The 15089-nt window shown below is 60.0% G+C and carries 12 protein-coding genes and 7 pseudogenes; 8 read left to right on the top strand and 11 right to left on the bottom strand.

The genetic code is table 11. From position 1 onward, the window contains the following. Nucleotides 1-57: 57 nt before the first annotated feature. From virB11 to AC0L2P_RS27940, 4 genes and pseudogenes are all read left to right on the top strand, one after another. The gene (gene virB11, locus AC0L2P_RS27955; protein WP_473505933.1) at nt 58-975 is read left to right on the top strand and encodes a P-type DNA transfer ATPase VirB11; all 918 of its coding nucleotides are present in this window, start codon (nt 58-60) and stop codon (nt 973-975) included. Nucleotides 976-1695: 720 nt separating this feature from the next. Beyond that, nucleotides 1696-1929: a DUF6429 family protein gene (locus AC0L2P_RS27950; RefSeq protein ID WP_292592689.1), complete on the top strand. Its 234-nt coding sequence runs from the start codon at nt 1696-1698 to the stop codon at nt 1927-1929. A 187-nt stretch (nt 1930-2116) separates the two neighbouring features. Further along, nucleotides 2117-3629 (top strand): annotated as a pseudogene (gene istA / locus AC0L2P_RS27945) (IS21 family transposase). Beyond that, nucleotides 3626-4468 (top strand): ATP-binding protein, encoded by an 843-nt coding sequence (locus tag AC0L2P_RS27940; protein WP_473505931.1) that lies wholly within the window; start codon nt 3626-3628, stop codon nt 4466-4468. Before istA ends, AC0L2P_RS27940 begins: the two are co-directional and overlap by 4 nt. Here AC0L2P_RS27940 and tnpB read toward each other — a convergent pair. The 3 genes and pseudogenes from tnpB to AC0L2P_RS27925 all read right to left on the bottom strand — a co-directional run. After that, nucleotides 4410-4613: pseudogene (tnpB, locus tag AC0L2P_RS27935) on the bottom strand (IS66 family insertion sequence element accessory protein TnpB); the annotation flags it as partial. The gene AC0L2P_RS27940 and the pseudogene tnpB sit on opposite strands and share 59 nt — an antisense overlap. 50 nt (nt 4614-4663) lie before the next feature. Then, nucleotides 4664-5107, bottom strand: a complete 444-nt coding sequence (gene tnpA / locus AC0L2P_RS27930) for an IS66-like element accessory protein TnpA (protein WP_292592691.1) — start codon at nt 5105-5107, stop codon at nt 4664-4666. Between the two features lie 53 nt (nt 5108-5160). Continuing rightward, a pseudogene (locus AC0L2P_RS27925) lies at nt 5161-5854 on the bottom strand (transposase); the annotation flags it as partial. Between the two features lie 397 nt (nt 5855-6251). On the opposite strand from AC0L2P_RS27925, the gene AC0L2P_RS27920 reads away from it, so the two are divergent. Next, nucleotides 6252-6932, top strand: a complete 681-nt coding sequence (locus AC0L2P_RS27920; RefSeq protein WP_473505929.1) for a winged helix-turn-helix domain-containing protein — start codon at nt 6252-6254, stop codon at nt 6930-6932. Here AC0L2P_RS27920 and AC0L2P_RS27915 read toward each other — a convergent pair. From AC0L2P_RS27915 to AC0L2P_RS27895, 5 genes and pseudogenes are all read right to left on the bottom strand, one after another. Next, entirely contained in the window at nt 6907-7173 is a 267-nt protein-coding gene (locus tag AC0L2P_RS27915) for a hypothetical protein (protein WP_473505965.1), read from the bottom strand. The two genes, AC0L2P_RS27920 and AC0L2P_RS27915, sit on opposite strands and share 26 nt — an antisense overlap. 11 nt (nt 7174-7184) lie before the next feature. Next, nucleotides 7185-7880 carry a Crp/Fnr family transcriptional regulator gene (locus tag AC0L2P_RS27910; protein ID WP_473505927.1) on the bottom strand — a complete coding sequence of 232 codons (696 nt, stop codon included), beginning with the start codon at nt 7878-7880 and terminating at the stop codon, nt 7185-7187. A gap of 330 nt (nt 7881-8210) precedes the next feature. Then, nucleotides 8211-8381, bottom strand: a complete 171-nt coding sequence (locus AC0L2P_RS27905) for a hypothetical protein (RefSeq protein ID WP_473505925.1) — start codon at nt 8379-8381, stop codon at nt 8211-8213. Between the two features lie 454 nt (nt 8382-8835). After that, nucleotides 8836-9217 (bottom strand): annotated as a pseudogene (locus AC0L2P_RS27900) (IS701 family transposase); the annotation flags it as partial. Nucleotides 9218-9234: 17 nt separating this feature from the next. Continuing rightward, nucleotides 9235-9857: pseudogene (locus AC0L2P_RS27895) on the bottom strand (transposase); the annotation flags it as partial. A 446-nt stretch (nt 9858-10303) separates the two neighbouring features. Between AC0L2P_RS27895 and virD4 the strand changes: the two are divergent. The 3 genes and pseudogenes from virD4 to AC0L2P_RS27880 all read left to right on the top strand — a co-directional run. Then, on the top strand, nt 10304-12109 hold the full coding sequence (gene virD4 / locus AC0L2P_RS27890) for a type IV secretion system ATPase VirD4 (RefSeq protein ID WP_473505923.1): 1806 nt from the start codon (nt 10304-10306) through the stop codon (nt 12107-12109). Nucleotides 12110-12567: 458 nt separating this feature from the next. Next, complete coding sequence (locus AC0L2P_RS27885) at nt 12568-12765, top strand: transposase (RefSeq protein ID WP_473505921.1); 198 nt, start codon at nt 12568-12570, stop codon at nt 12763-12765. A 26-nt stretch (nt 12766-12791) separates the two neighbouring features. After that, nucleotides 12792-13166, top strand: a pseudogene (locus tag AC0L2P_RS27880) (OST-HTH/LOTUS domain-containing protein); the annotation flags it as partial. A 55-nt stretch (nt 13167-13221) separates the two neighbouring features. Here AC0L2P_RS27880 and AC0L2P_RS27875 read toward each other — a convergent pair. The 3 genes and pseudogenes from AC0L2P_RS27875 to AC0L2P_RS27865 all read right to left on the bottom strand — a co-directional run. Next, nucleotides 13222-13485, bottom strand: coding sequence for a WGR domain-containing protein (locus tag AC0L2P_RS27875; protein WP_473505963.1), 264 nt, complete (start codon nt 13483-13485; stop codon nt 13222-13224). 36 nt (nt 13486-13521) lie between these two features. Further along, nucleotides 13522-13707 (bottom strand): hypothetical protein, encoded by a 186-nt coding sequence (locus AC0L2P_RS27870; protein WP_473505919.1) that lies wholly within the window; start codon nt 13705-13707, stop codon nt 13522-13524. 532 nt (nt 13708-14239) lie between these two features. After that, nucleotides 14240-14987, bottom strand: a pseudogene (locus AC0L2P_RS27865) (IS110 family RNA-guided transposase); the annotation flags it as partial. Between the last annotated feature and the right edge of the window lie 102 nt (nt 14988-15089).

The raw sequence follows: 15089 nt of genomic DNA, 5'->3' as shown, positions 1-15089 counted from the left end.
CCCAGTCGCGGCATTTCATATGTGGAGCAGTACTTGAGTCCGCTCCGGGACTATCTCGTGAATGACAATATCAATGAGTTGGTGATCAACCCCGACGGGTCCATTTTCGTCGAGGAAGCCGGATCGGTACATATGCATCAGATCGATGTGGCCTTGTCGGCGCATGCCATCAAGCGGCTTGGAGCACAGCTGGCCGGAGAGACGCGCAACACGTTGGGAGCGTTTCACCCGATCGTCTCAGGCCGCGTTATGGTTTGGGGTAGTTCGCAGCGCGTGCAGGTGGTGGTCGAGCCTGCTATCGAAGAAGGCGTGTCCCTGTCGATCCGCAAATATCTGACGCGAACTTTGGAAAGTGCCGATATCGACTTCGTTGACGGCGGGCAGATCACCGTGGATGCCAACCGTCGCGACCGCCGCCGGACAGTTGCCAATATGGCTAAGGCCGGCAGCCTGCAAGGTCTGTTCCGACAGGCGATTGACGAGAAGTTTAACATTCTGATTTCAGGCGGCACGTCGTCTGGCAAAACCACGGTCGCGCGCGCATTGCTGGCAATGTCAGATCCCTCTGAGCGGATTATCACCATAGAGGATGCGCAGGAGCTTTGCCCACCACACAAGAACCAGGTGGGGCTAATCGCTGACCGTAAGGGGAAATCTGCTCGCAGCCCGTCGAAGCTGCTGGAAAGCTGTCTGCGAATGCGCCCCGATAGGATCATTCTCGGCGAAATTCGTGGCATCGAGGCTTTTGATTTTCTTGAGGCGATCAATACCGGCCATCCTGGCGCGATAACAACCGTCCATGCAGACAGTCCTGAACTTGCATTCGACAGGCTGGCACTCATGGTGATGCGCTCTGGCGTGCAGATGTCCCATGGCGATATTGTCAACTATGCGAAAAGAACGATTGACCTGGTTGTTCAGGTGGGCCGACGCAGTGGCAGGCGTGGTGTCCTGGAAGTGTATTTGCCCTCGTAGCCCGGGCAGGACCGCAACGGCGTGCGTAACGGGTGCCTGAAGTGGGCGGAAGGCTTTGTTTAATACTCGGCCTCGCAGCGTGGCGGGCCGCGACGAGCCGTTTTTCGTTCCGAGGTCCGCGATGCGTGGCGGTGGAACTGCAGGGCGGGGCGGCTGCTCCTGCCGAAGACCACAGTCAGCGAGACGAGATCGCCAACCTATGCAAGCGCCTCGTCGGCCGTTGAAGGAGCGAAGGCGGGGAGTATCTATGATCTCGCGAGCCGCAGATTTGTCGCGCTTGGCGTCGGGGATCGACGCTGCTCATCGCGGTGGCCATAGGTTGCGCCATGCCTGCGCCTCTCGGCTGTTGCTGAAGGTCTGTCGATGAAGGAGAGCAGGACCATTCGGGACACCGCAGCGAAGCAGCGTAAGACGGTGAAGTGGCTCGCCCTACACTGCGCGTCCGGGGCTGCTCGGGCGGTTCGAGCCGTCCTCATCACAGGAGGACGAGCCGTGTCATACCAGCGGTCATGATGATTGACCGACGACATGCGCCCACCGCCTCATTCCGATTGACGTGAGGATTTCTGGATTTGCGAGGAGTTTCTGCCGGCCTCGCACGCCGCGTCGATGATGGCGTCGTAGGGGTCGAAGACTCGGTTTGAGAGTTTGAGAGCCAGTTGGAGCGTAACCATCCGGTCTGGGCCGCGGCAGACGCGCGATCTGTGCTAGACTGGGCGGATGGAGATCGACACGGACAAGATCGACGATGCGGTCTTGGCGCTGCTTTGGCTAACGCTGCACAATGAACGATGCGCCTGGAAGAGCTTCGATTGGAATGTGACGGATCGGCTGCATCGGAAGGGGCTGATTGCAGACCCTGTGAACAAGGCGAAGTCCTTGGTCCTGACGGACGAAGGTCTTCAGCGTTCGGAGGAACTGTTCCGCGCGCTGTTCACGCGGCCGAGGCCATAAGGTGCGGCGCGGCAATCAAAGTGAGAGCGCAGCGTCAATCAGGATGAGAATGCCGGCGGCTTGAGACGTAGGGAGGGCGTAGCCCGACCGCAGTTTCAAGCCGCCGGCGGCGTTCCTTTCGGAGCGTTGTCTGGTGATCGCGGCCGACCGGGTATGCCGGTGGTTTTCCGATTGGAGGAATCACTTTGTGCCCGGCCGCCACGTAACCGATCACCAAATGAGGCTTTTCATGAAGTTCCGGCAGACCCATACGACGGCCGTCGCGGCGGCGAAGGCGTCGATCAGCACGGCCACGGCCTATCGCATCGAGAAGGATTCGAGGCTGCCCTCGCAGAGGAAGGTTCCGCGACAACGGCGCCGCCCCGATCCGCTCGCCGACATTTTTGACGCCGAGATCGTTCCGCTGCTGCGGTCCGCGCCGGGAATCCGGCCGGTCGCAATCTTCGAGGAGATGCTGCGGCGTCATCCCGAGCTGGGCAACGCCATTCGCCGCACGATCGAGCGTCGCGTCCGATCCTGGCGCCTGTCCATGGCGAGGAACAGGAAGTCATCTTCCGGCAAGCGCACGAACCCGGCCGCCTCGGCCTGTCGGATTTCACCGATATGGGCAGCGCTGGCGTCACCATCGCCGGACAGCCGCTCGATCACCGTCTCTACCATTTCCGGCTCGCCTATTCCGGCTTCGAACATGCCCATGTCGTGCTCGGCGGCGAGAGCTTCGTTGCGCTCGCCGAAGGCCTGCAGAACGCACTCTGGTTGCTCGGCGGGGTGCCGCGCGAGCACCGCAGCGACAGCCTGTCGGCGGCGTTCCGCAACCTGGACAAGGTGCCCGCGCGGACCTGACGCATCGCTACGAAGAACTGTGCGGCCATTACGGCATGACGCCGACCCGCAACAATGCCGGCATCGCGCACGAGAACGGCTCCATCGAAGGTTCTCACGGCCATCTCAAGCGGGCGATCAACGACGCATTGCTGATGAGGGGATCGAGTGATTTCGACGATCTGGTCGTCTATCGCTGCTTCGTCGACGAGATCGTCAGCCGCGTCAACGCCCGCAATTCCAAGCGCATCGACATCGAGCGCACCGAGCTCCAGGAGCTGCCTGTCCGGCGCACATCCGACTACGAGGAGGTCACCGTGCGCGTCACCTCATCGGGCGGCGTCACGCTGCGCAAGGTGTTCTACACCGTGCCTTCACGCCTGATCGGCCACCGGCTCAGCGTGCGGCTGTTCGACGATCGGCTGGACATCTTCATCGGCGGCACGCAGCTCATGACCCTGCCGCGCGGGCGGGCCTCGCCATCCGGCAAACACGACCAGGTCGTCAATTACCGGCACGTCATCCATTCGCTGCGCCGCAAGCCGATGGCGCTGTTGAACCTGGTCTATCGCGACCAGCTCTTTCCGCGCGAGGCGTATCGGCGAACCTTCGACATGCTCATGGATCGTCTGCCGGAGCGGCAGGCCTGCCGCATCATGGTGGACCTTCTCGCCATTGCGCACGAGCGCGGCTGCGAGAGGGAACTGGCCGATCAACTGGACGCCTCGCTGCAGGCGCGCCGATTGCCCGACATGGCGGCCTTGCCGGAACGGTTCGCGCCGGATCCCTCCCGGTTGCCGAATGTCGTCGTGCGCCTTGCCCCGCTCAACGCCTATGAAGCCCTGATTGGCGCCAGCCTGACGGGAGACGCGGCATGAAGACCAACAACGCCGTCGATGCCGCAAGGCTGAGCCTGCTCCTCAACGAGCTGCGCCTGCCGGCCATCAAGGTCATGTGGCCGCAGTTTGCCGAACAGGCCGACAAGGAAGGCTGGCCCGCCGCCCGCTTTCTCGCCGCGATCACCGAGCACGAGCTGGCCGAACGCGATCGACGCCGCATTGAGCGCCATCTCGCCGGAGCTCGCCTGCTGCCGGGAAAGACCCTCGACACTTTCGCCTTCGAGGCGGTGCCGATGATCTCAAAGGCGCAGGTGATGGCGATCACCGCCGGCGACAGCTGGCTCGAGAAGGGAGCGAACCTGCTTCTGTTCGGCCCGCCCGGTGGCGGAAAGAGCCATCTCGCCTCGGCCACTGGCCTCGCCCTTATCGAGAATGGCTGGCGGGTGCTCTTCACCAGAACAACCGAGCTCTTCCAGAAGCTTCAGGTCGCGCGCCGCGAACTCGGCCTCGAAGCCGCCATCAACCGACTCGACCGCTTCCACCTGCTGATCCTCGACGACCTCGCCTATGTCACCAAGGATCAGGCTGAGACCAGCGTGCTGTTCGAGCTCATCAGCGCCCGTTACGAGCGGCGCTCCATGCTCATCACCGCCAACCGGAAGCGAATCAAGGGCGGATTTCACAGGCCCGAGCGAATCACATCCTCCCCCGATCGCAAAGACAAAACCGTTATCCCATCGACGTCGGGCGCCAGGTTTCCTGCGGGTTTCGCCAGTCGATCCCGGAGAGCAGATAAGCGAGTTGGGCAGTCGAGATCGTCACCGCGCCGTCGGCCGGCGATGGCCACAAAAAGCGTCCCCGCTCCAGTCGTTTGGTGAACAGGCACGCCCCCTGGCCGTCGTGCCAGATGACCTTCAAAAGATCACCCCTGCGGCCGCGGAAGCAGAACACATGGCCGCTCAAGGGATCGCCCTTGAGCACCTCCTGGACCTGCAGAGCCAGCGACGGAAAGCCCTTCCTCATGTCGGAGTGACCAGTGGCCAGCCACACCCGAACGCCAGTCGGGACCGGAATCATCCCTGGCGCGCCAGAACCCGCAGAACACGGGCAAGAGCGTTGTCATCGACCTGATTGTCGACCCGCACGAGATAACCATCAGAGAACTCGATCTCGATCCGCCCCGCACCCGGCGCAGGAGCACTGGTCATCCTTGGCGGCGAAGATTCTGTCGCTGCCGCGGCGTCGTCGACGACTTCAACCGGCAGAAAGGCGCCGGCCGCACGAGCGCGTCTCACCCCAAACGCGCGACGCCAGCGATAAATCAGCGACCGATCGAGATCATGGCGGCGCGCCACCTCGGTCACCGTGACCCCGGGCTCCAGCGTTTCTGAGACAAGCTGCTCCTTCAGCGCCGTCGACCAACTCCGACGCCGGCCTGTCCCACTCACAATCTCCATCCGATGAATGGACACGTGGCTATCCTCGCTGCTTGCATCGTGGTCATTGAATTCAACCACGACAACAGCGCTTCACCTCCTCACAAACAAGGCGGTCCTCACCGGGTGCTTACGTTAGAGCGCGGGTATGGCCAGAGGTTTCCACCGGGTTGAGTTCGGGGAATCGCGACGGCAGGAAGATCGGCGTGATGTTCTCCGGCACGTCGAGATTTGCCGTTGTGTGCCATCCAGCGCGATCCATGTGCAGCACAGCATGCGCGCCCTTGGCGACTGGCGGCTGATCTCGTCGAGGTGGAGCTGCATGGCTTCGGTGTCGGCATGCGGCAAGGCCAGGGCAGCCCTTTGCCGCGTGCCGGGCAGATGGCTCGAACAATTAGGCGTTCTTAGCGCTGGTCGGCGGGCTGTCGGGGACGCGTGCCACGTTTTGCCCATTGCCGAACCGAGCCGTTCTTCTGTCCCATCCGGGCTTCATCTTGAAACCATATCTCCACCCATATGCCTTTCGGCAGGTCGGCCAGATGGGCCTTCAGCGTGCGCGGGAAATTTTTTTAAATGCCTCGATGTGGGGCCACTCCACCACGAATCCAGAAGCCCATCCGGCCCGGCTTCGTTGAAGCGATGCACCCAATCGTGCAAGGTTCTGGCGGTCCATTCCGCCGATCCTGGCAGCGTCCGCCCAGCTCATGCCGTCAAGCACCGCCGCCAGCGAAAGCAAACGGCTGCTCTGCCGCGCGTCCTTCGAAGCCCGTGCCAACGGCGAAGCTCCGAGGCCGAATAGTATGTCCGCAACTGAACGGCTGATCCCATAGGCGAATCCCCTTCGCCCCAAAAGAATCATAAATCGGGTCGCGGAGGAATCCGGGGGAGCGAGTCAGAAATCGGCACCGCTGGTATCAAATATAACCATCCGGTCTGGCTCCGATTACCCACATCGTCGGCGGGCCTATTGCCCCGTGTGAATCTGCCGTTCTGCCCGTGACGCCGAGGCACGGAAGCGTCACGGACGCGAAATAAGACCGGCAACAGCGAAGCCGCTTGGCAGGAGGAGGCTCAGCGGCGCTCGAACCACAAGGCTCATGAACGGGACGGGCTACGAACAATCGAGTATTGCTGGATCGAGTTCCCTCGGTTACTGCTGCAGGCCCGCGGCTGTGCAAACTCTAGGCAGCTTCTGTACTCAACGCGCTCAGGAAGCGAGCTATCGTTGAAAAGTTACGATCAGACCAGGAGCGACAAGGTGGGGTTGCGCGTCATGAGCAAGGCCAGCAAGATCAGAAGCGTCCTTATAGTCGACGATGACCCCGCGCTTATCCAAACCATGGAAGAACACCTGCGGGCCAGCAATTTGTCAACCACTGTGGCGGATAAGCACACAGAAGCGTTAGCGATCTACGAAAAGCTGAAGCCGGACGCTATCGTCGTCAATTTGGATTTTGGCCAGGACAATGGCCCCCAAATATTGCGTAATCTCCGCAACCGTGGGAACGTCCCGATCATTTTGATTGGCAACCGCCGGGGCGATAACGATATAGTGGTTCGGCCCCAAGAAAACCATCGAAAAACACAATCGGGAAGATGGCTTTTCGGGGGATGGTCGCTATGCCTGAAGACTCGCCAGCTCCGTGAGCCTTCAGGCGCGGTGGTGGCTCTGACAAAAGGAGAATATGCGCTCCTAGTTGCTTTCGTCGAAGCGGCCCAACGGCCGCTCTCGCGAAAATACCTGCAACGGGCCACCCGGATCCACGAGAATATTGTTGATCGCAGCATCGATGTTCAGATCCTCCGCTTGCGCCGGAAGCTCGAAGTAAATGCGCGCGCGTCGCAATTGATAAGAACGGTGCGTGGCGTTGGTTATGAATTCAGTATTCCGGCTGAGCGGGCTTAAGCGCCGGGTTATCGATGCCAGTGATGCTGTCGGTATGGCGGTGCTGGCCGTCAAGCCCTGCGGCAGGCTGCCTGTGGCTGATCGCGTGTGCGTACTCCTCGGCAAGTCTCCTCTCGGCGAAGCTGTTGAGGCGGCCAACGACGGCAGCCGCGAGCGCATCAGGATTGCCGATCACCGGCTCGATCGCGCGCTGGCTCAGCTGAACACCTGCAGAAGATGGATGAATTCGTAGCAGCCTCATCCTGACAGCTTTTAATTCTCGCTTAGTTCAGCAATCCGGTGCAAGTGGCCCGTGTTGCATTCGATTATCTGATTGATGCGCCCAATGGCGCCTGCCTTCTGTAACGCTATTATTGCCCGATTGACTTTTGGCCGACTTGCTCCCAAAAGCTCTGCGATGTCGGACTGAGTGAGCGATAGTTTGAGACTCGCGCTTGGTGGCAATTCATTACCGTGGACCCTCCTGAGCGTTGCGAGAAGAAAACGAGCGACCCGGGAATTGAGGTCATAAAGGGCGATGGTTTCCAACTGCTCGGTAGTGCCCCGCAATAGTGCGCAGAGATAACCGATTGTCGCGCCGGCGGCCCTCGGCGAAAGTGTGATCAGGTCCATAAAAGGCCTCCTAGCAATGACGAAACCTTCGGAGGCCACCTGCGCCGTGGCGTCAGCAAATCGAGGCTGATCGTCAAGCATGGCCATCTCGCCGAACAGTTCCCCAGCTTCGAGTTGCCGTAGCACCAACTGACGGCCCTGTGCTGTGGTCAGAGATAGCTTGATACGTCCAGAGATCACGCCAGCCATATAGTTTCCCCCATCACCTCGAAGGAAGATAACGGTGTTTGGAGGCCATCTGCGATAGCTTGAGATACCGGCGAGCGCGGTGAGGGTTTTGTCATCGAAGTCTCGAAAAATCGGAAAGGAACGCCAGGAGGCAAGGCTTATGCTCATTTAGGTTATATTGATTCCTCAATTGTCCGCGAGTTCATTCGCGCCCACAATGCGCTGCAACTAGAAGCGGCACGCCGGCGACGTGGCGCCAGCGACAATCGCGCCAAGGCGGCCAGAGATACGGTCGCCGCCATACTTCGAGCACTGAAGGCGACCTGGTGATTGGACGCGACGGGGGCGGTCAAGGTCCTTGTGGCGATGAAGATCCGGGGTGGGGGAAAGCCGCACGCCAGATCTATGAGCGAAAGCCCAATGGCTGAGGCTGAGCTACTCGACCATCATTGTAGAGGATTCAGAAGCTAAACACGAAGGTGTCGGCGTGTACGCTCCTCATTGTACCCCCTGTTCAAAGCCGCTTTTGTCTGCATGTCCGGTGACTGATTTCGCATCGAAGGTTTTGGGGGCGTCTTTGGTTTTGGCGTCGTGCCGCGCCATGGCTGCAGCGATGGCGTCTCTTCCAGTCAGGCGGTTGGTGGGCTGATTGTATAGCGTCTCATTCACGCCTTGCCTCTGAATTTCCTGTATTATCCAAGGGATGTTCGTTTGAGGCCCATTGCTTGTGAGGTCGAACTTGTCATTGGTCCTTTTGGGCCAGTTTTTTCTGCTATGACTCGGTCCCGAGTCGCGGCTCCCGAGGGGAGGATTCGGCGTTGTGCCCGCCATTCGGATCGGACTTAGCGCGCCTGCGCCAAGCGCGAGTTAGAACAATATACTACAAAGAAGCTTAGCGTGGTACATCGTGATACCAATCTTCGTTATAAGAGTGAGTATCGTAACTCCGCGAGGTGATTGTAAAGAACTGTATAGGAGAGCTAAACATATATCCGGTTTCCCACGACGTCAACATGTTACCGGTGAGATTGCGTTTTAATAGGCTACATTTGAGATATGGCATAGTATGACGCCTTCTTCTCCTGTCTTTTTCGGGACGAATGTCGCGCCGTGGGTCACTCGCCAAACGCAGACGATAATCGCCGCCGTAGAGCGCGTCCGCCAGCACCCATCGGCAAGGCGCGCCGGCATCGAGCGCTGCGGCGATCAATTCCCGCGCGATCTCGATCTTGGTGGCAAAGGCTATCTCCTCGGGCACCTGCGCCCTGACGCGCCGCGCAGTCCGTGGCCCAAGCTTGCGGCAGATACAGCCGCCGATCGATCAGCGCCTGCCCAAAGCGGCTGGCATAGGCCAGAAACACGCCGATCTGGCAGTTCTCGATCCGCCCCGCTGTGCTCGATTACTGCCGCGCAACCCCGACCGACTGATCCCCCTTCTTCACAAAGCCGGTCTCATCGACCACCAGCACCCCGTCCGCGTCGCCCAGCGCTTCAATCACTTTAGCGGCGCACGAGATCGCGAGAAGCCGACCAGTTCCTTCCTGCCTTCCGGCGTCGCGCCGATGACAACCAGCAAGCAGGCGGCATCATCCTCCATGCGCGCGTGAAGATAGACCCCGTCGGCCTAGATGTCGACATAATAGCGGGCCGAAAGGTCCGCGCTGCCCGCGATTATAGCCGGCCTGCCACTCCTCCTTCAGCCGTCCCGATCACCGACGACGACAGGTTCGGTGCGTCCTTGCCGAGAAGCGCGGCAAGCGCCTCCTGGAAATCGCCGGTCGAGATGCCACGCAAGTAAAGGACCGGCAGCAGCGCGTCGAGGCTCTTCGTCCGCCGCGCCCATTTCGGCAGGATCGCCGAAGTGAAGGTGATGCGGTCGTCGCCGGCTCCGCGGCCCGGTCGCGCAGCTTGACACGGCTCGCCGCAACCGGGCAGATCCCCGTCTTGATCGTTCTCTCAGGACCATGCCCGTGGCGTACCAAGCGGGCCCGCCCATCGGCCAGGCGCTCGTCAGCCATGGCGGCCAGGAATGCATCGGCTTCCGCCTCAACGGCCTGCGCCAGAAGGCCGCCGGGCGCCCTCGCGCAGAACCGATGACAGGGGATCGAGTGTGTCGGGATGGGGAAAGGAAACAACGGTGGTTATCTGTCTTCATGGCTGCAACAACAGAAGGTGCGGTTCAGCCGCCTTGGCGCTTTAAAACGGCATTCCTGATTTTTCAGACGTAACACAAAATAGGTTGACCATTCAAAATACATGCATAACACCGATAAGAACTCGAGTGGCCCCGACGCGGGTCAAGAAGATCTCAACAAACGCAACCTCCCAGCCGACAAGGTAAATTTGGCAACGATAAGACATTCGTGGACAACGACAACCGACGAAATGCTAGAGACGTAAATGCGTCATCGAGTGAGAGTTCCAGCGACAACCTCACTAGAATTAGGATGGCTGCAGCGCGAGCCCAGGCAGCCGCGGTTAAGACAGGCAAATGGCTAGTTTGAAGCAACGAAACGCCGTGATGACGCAGCCAAGAGAGCGGGCCTCGACGCGCGGGGCTGTAGCCTGTACCGGACGGGGATAATCGAGCCGTGGACTCACGCCAGAAGAGGGATACCGTTCTGCTCGGCGGGGCGTTCTCGCTGGTCGCGGGACTGTTCCTAGCGAGCGCCTATGCCAACTTCCAACATGGCGTCACGTCGCAAGCTATCCAGGGCTTCGACATCCTTGCTTTCTGGTACGAAACGCCCTTCTACAACGGCGATGTGAGGCCAGTCTTCTATCATGGACTAATGATCACCGGCCTCACCGTCGCCGTCACTTTGTTCATTCTGGCTATCATCGTGTTCAAGCCACAGCACCATGGCACAGCCCGCTGGGCCCGCTTCGGCGAGATGAAAAAGGCCGGTTATATCATGCCCTACCAAAGGATTTCTGGACCGATCTTTGGAAAGACAATAGGTCCGTGCTTGCCCGGGCAATATCTAAGCAATGGTGATCAACCACATAGCCTGGTGGTGGCGCCGACTCGCGCCGGGAAGGGCGTCGGTGTTGTTATTCCCACACTGCTGACCTTTAACGGCTCGGTGCTGGCGCTCGACGTCAAGGGAGAGTTGTTCGAACTAACCTCTCGCGCGCGACAAGCCCGTGGCGACCGAATCTTCAAGCTCGCCCCGATGGACCGGGCCGGCCGCACACACAGCTACAATCCAGTCCTCGACATCGTCTCGATGCCGCGGGAGCGGCAATTCAGCGAAGCACGGCGTCTTGCTCACAACCTGATCGCGCCCAAGGGCAAGGGGTCGGAAGGCTTTATCGACGGCGCACGCGATCTTTTCGTCGCCGGCATTCTGGCTTGCATCGAGCGCGGCACCCCTTCGATCGGCGCGGTTTATGACCTGTTCACGCTGCCGGGAGAAAAGTACAAGCTTTTCGCTCAACTGGCAGAGGAGTGCCAGAGCCCAGAGGCGCGGCGCATCTTCGACAACATGGCCGGTAACGACACTAAGATTCTTACATCGTACACTTCTGTGCTGAGCGACGGCGGCCTCAACCTTTGGGCGGACCCGCTGATCAAGGCAGCGACCACGACATCCGACTTCTCTATTTATGATCTGCGCCGCGACCCGACGACGATCTATCTTTGCATAAATCCGGATGACCTTGAGGTGATAGCGCCGCTAGTTCGCCTGTTCTTCCAACAGGTCGTGTCGGTAATGCAGCGGACCATGCCAACCAAGGCTGAGATATTCGAGGTCCTATTTCTGCTTGACGAGTTCAAGCATCTCGGCAAACTGGAGACAGTCGAGACGGCCGTCACCACCATTGCCGGCTACAAGGGCCGGTTCATGTTCATCATCCAGAGCCTGTCGGCCTTGACGGGTGCCTATGGACAGTCGGGCAAGGAAAATTTCCTCAGCAACACCGGCGTGCAGGTCTTCATGGCAACGACCGACGACGAGACGCCGACCTACATTTCAAAGTCAATCGGCGACTATACCTTCCGGGCCAAGTCGAAGTCCTTCAGCCAGAGCCGTATGTTCGACGCCAACATCCAGCTCTCGGAACAGGGAGCCAACCTGCTACGACCGGAACAGGTCCGCCTTATCGATGAGAACAGCGAGATCGTTCTCATAAAGGGCCGGCCGCCGCTGCTCATTCGTAAAGTGAAATATTACTCAGACCGCACCCTGAGCCGCATCTTCGAGAGCCAGACCGGCCCTTTGCCGGAGCCGATCGGACACTGCGGAACGCCCGCTAAGTCCCCCCCAACACCCGCGCACGAGCGGGACCAGGCAGGCGACGCTGGCGGCGCGGCCGATCATGCTTTCGGAGTGGGCAAAGCGAACCATTTCGCTACGGATGACGTCGACGTTGGTCAGGACGAGAAATACTAAGACGTTGCCGACCACTATTCGGAAGAGCATCGGCTCGAGCACAAGGCAGACGAAGCAGCCTTGGAGGAGGAGTCCCCACATAGGGTGGTACATGAGGCTATAGACAAACAATGGCTGGAGGAAGATGGCGAAGATCATGGCCTTGAGGGCGCTAAAGCCCCTCGGGCCAAGCCCATGCCGGAGCCGCAAGAAGACCGCGCCCTGAACCCCCAGCGCGAGCTACTTGATCGGATCATCGCCTTGCAGGAGCGCGGCATCGGCCAATAGTTCATGCGAGAACGGTGCGGAAACTCGGATGAGCCACGTTAATCAACGTCGAAAATTCGCATTAAATTTTTTGCTCCTCGTTTTGTCCGGCTTTGTAATTTCGTCATGTTCCCGTCCTGACCGTCCTGACCGTCCTGAGGTGCTCCCCGTCTTTTGGATCAGCGCGGGCCGGAACTTCCGGGAATATTGAGGTGCTGCTCCCGGCATGGAACCCGTGCCCGGTTGAATGCCTTCCAGGCAATGCGCGGTATCGCGCTGATAAATGCCGTGTGCTGGTCGCGGAGGTCGGCGACTTCACGCGCTTCTCCAGTCCACGTCAGGTCAAGGCCTATTTCGGCCTGGTCCTTGGCGAGCAGTCGAGTGGCGAGACCGTCTGGCGCGGCGCATGACCAAGACCGGCATCACCCATGCCCGGCGCCTTGCCGCTCGAATTCGCGAGCGGGGTGTCGACGTATTTGGGTTCGGTGAACAAAAGACCCCGGGCTTTCGGCAAGCCTGTCCGTTTCATCTACACGGAGAACCTGACGGTGACGGCACCACCCGACAGTCAGGACACCACATCGGCCGCCAAGCCCCTGAAATCATCCAACGCCACACGCCGATCATAAAGAAAATCATCGCCTAGATGGAGAGTGAGGATGGCTGGATGCCACTCGGGGCCGTCGGCACCCAACTGGCCAACCTGGCCTCCGATTTCGATCCCCGCACCTTCGGCTTTCGCAAGCTGAGCAATCTGGTACGTAAGACGAATGAATTTGAAATCGCTCATCCCGAGGGCGGAAACATGCGAACCGTGTCAAACCGGTCCCTGCCGGGAAAAGGACCCGCTGAGGGCCGCTCGAGCCTTAACGGCTCGCATTGTTGGCACGGCGGGCGGTCTGATCGTCAACACTTGCGGGCGCAACTCCGTGTCGGATCTTTCGCGCCAGCCATGCCTCAAGCGCCTCGCCGGCGATGGGCTGCTGGGCAGGCACGTTGATGCGCGCCCACGCGCGATCGAGCACCACATCGTCGTGGAGCGACAGCTCTATTGCGAGCACGGTGAACCGAGCGCCGTCGCAGGTTGAATCGCGCCGCCGAAGCAGGAATTGAAGTTTCGCTTCGATCATGCCCGATTGTCATGGACAACCAGCGCTGCGTCCAATTCATTGGTTGAATCGTTCAGCCTTCGGCGATTCAAGTCGTTGATGCTTGCGAAGGGAATCGGCCGGCACAACATGGCATAAGGCAACAGCCCCATCACCGTCCTGTTCATCGCTATAGTTGGAAGGCGTGGCGGGCAGCCAGGCACCGAACCAACTGTTGGTGAAGCGGTCGGTCACACGTTCCAAGATCGATCGGGCCACGCCCAGCAACGAGAGGGAAATGCTGCTCCATAAGGCTGAGCCGGATTGCGGCGGCGGCCGGAAGTTTCCGGCCCGCCTGCTTGCAAACCGAGCCCACCTCTGAATGGCCGCTCCACACATGAGGACCAGTAAGATGCGAATTGGAAGTAGGCATTTTAAGGGCTTTTCGACACCAAGGATCGTTGACAGACTGGGAGAGACACTGAGGACAAAAACTGCGCGCCGCGAAGCGGTTGCCTCACCTGCTGCGCTTCGTACTCTGGGGTCGGAACAAGAGCTGTTCGAAATCGTACAACCAAAGACAGCAATGTCCTTGTTATCCAATGCTTTGCGATTCTTGGGGCTCGGAGCAAGGAGATCGGGATGTCTGAAACGCTGCTGGCGACCGAAACTTATCGGGCGGCGCAGGCAAGCGTGACCGACGGCTGGCGGCATAGGCGTTGCCGCCTCGCCCTGGCTTGTCGACCTGCTCAAGCGCAAGCCGCCAAAACTCGCCGCCGTGGCGCTAGCGAACAAGATCCTTCGGCGTTAGGAGCCAGGCGGCAAAGTGTCGGGCCGATCGAAAGGTCCCAAGCGCCGGCGTCTTCATCACCAGCAGTGACGCACCGATCGGCCCGACACCGGGGATTTGCGCCAGCCGCCGGCTGCACTCCTCGGCCCGATGCCAAGCCATCAATTTCGCCTCAACCGTCTTCAGTTGTTCTTGCAACTGCGCATATTCCTTTGCGTGGAGCGCGAACAGTTCCCGCGCTAAATCCGGAAGCGTCTCATCTGCCGCGATGCGCTCGAGCAACGGCTCGATCTTGCACATCCCCTGGCAGCAGTGAGCCCGAATTCAGCGGCATAGCCGCGGATCGCATTGGCCAGCTGTGTGCGATTGATCAACCGGTCGCGCAGGCCGATCAGCATGCCGCCTATTGTTCAGCGGTCTTGACCGGCACAAACCGCATCGTCGGCCGGCTCATCGCCTCACACAGCGCTTCTGCGTCCACCGCGTCGTTCTTGCCGCGCTTGACGTACGGTTTGACATATTGAGGAGGGATCAGCTTCACCTCATGCCCAGACGACTGCAGCAGGCGTGCCCAGTGGTGCGAGCCCCCCGCACGCTTCGATCGCAACCACTTTCGGCGGCAGCTTATCGAAGAACGCCACCAACTCCTTGCGCAGCAGTTTTTTGCGCAGCGCCGGCGCCTCAGTTGCGTTCACACCATGGAGCTGGAAGATGTGTTTGACGTGTCGATGCCAATACGAACAATTTGTTCCACGGACGGTCTCCATTTGCTTGAGATCTGTAACGACCTCATTCTGGCACATCGATGCCGTGCGGGGGGCCGTCCACCCCAACATAGTGGGAGGGCCAAAGGGCC

Source organism: Mesorhizobium sp. WSM4836 (genome assembly GCF_055811815.1).
This window is presented reverse-complemented; position numbering and strand designations above follow the sequence as displayed.